We start from the raw sequence: 1046 nt of genomic DNA on the forward strand, positions 1-1046 counted from the left end.
GTTGGACCGGTCGGACCCGTGGCTCCTGTTGGACCTGTCGCGCCGGTTGGGCCCGTAATTCCTGTTGGGCCGGTGCCTCCTGTTGCTCCGGTTGGGCCCGTGGTTCCCGTTGGACCGGTCGGGCCGGTTGCTCCTGTTGGGCCGGTCGCGCCAATATCTCCCGTTGGGCCGGTTGGGCCAGTATCTCCTGTTGGGCCGGTCGCTCCTGTATCTCCCGTTGGGCCGGTCGCGCCAGTATCCCCTGTTGGGCCGGTCGCTCCTGTATCTCCCGTTGGGCCGGTTGGGCCAGTATCTCCCGTCGGGCCGGTCGGGCCAGTATCCCCTGTTGGGCCGGTCGCTCCTGTATCTCCCGTTGGGCCGATTGGGCCAGTATCCCCTGTTGGGCCGGTCGCTCCTGTATCTCCCGTGGGGCCGGTTGGACCAGTATCTCCCGTGGGGCCGGTTGCTCCTGTATCTCCCGTAGGGCCAGTTGCTCCTGTATCTCCCGTTGGACCGGTCGCGCCAGTATCTCCCGTGGGGCCGGTTGCTCCTGTATCTCCCGTGGGGCCAGTTGCTCCTGTATCTCCCGTTGGACCGGTGGGGCCGGTATCTCCCGTGGAACCAGTTGCTCCAGTATCTCCCGTGGGACCAGTTGCTCCTGTTGGACCAGTTGGACCAGTGTCACTCGTTGGGCCGGTTGGTCCAGTCGCTCCTGTCGGACCGGTTGGACCAGTTTCACCTGTTGGACCGGTTGGTCCAGTGTCACTCGTTGGGCCGGTCGGACCAGTTGCCCCTGTCGGACCTGTTGGACCAGTATCGCCTGTTGGACCGGTGGCTCCTGTGTTCCCCGTTGGACCAGTTGCTCCCGTGGCTCCAGTTGGACCGGTTGGGCCGGTATCTCCCGTTGGGCCGGTAGAGCCTGTATCTCCTGTTGGGCCAGTCGCTCCTGTCGGACCGGTTGGACCGGTATCTCCCGTTGGACCGGTTGGGCCGGTGGCTCCTGTATCTCCCGTTGGACCGGTGTCGCCCGTCGGCCCTGTCGGACCAGTTGCCCCCGTTGGACCTGT

Annotated in this window: 1 protein-coding gene; it reads right to left on the minus strand. The window is 65.6% G+C overall.

The genetic code is table 11. From position 1 onward, the window contains the following. Nucleotides 1–1046: hypothetical protein (locus tag T546_RS0122385; RefSeq protein ID WP_026893493.1), on the minus strand; the 1046-nt coding region annotated here is incomplete at both ends.

Origin of the sequence: [Clostridium] aerotolerans DSM 5434 (assembly GCF_000687555.1) — a bacterium.
In the GTDB taxonomy this organism is placed as follows: Bacteria; Bacillota; Clostridia; order Lachnospirales; family Lachnospiraceae; genus Lacrimispora; species Lacrimispora aerotolerans.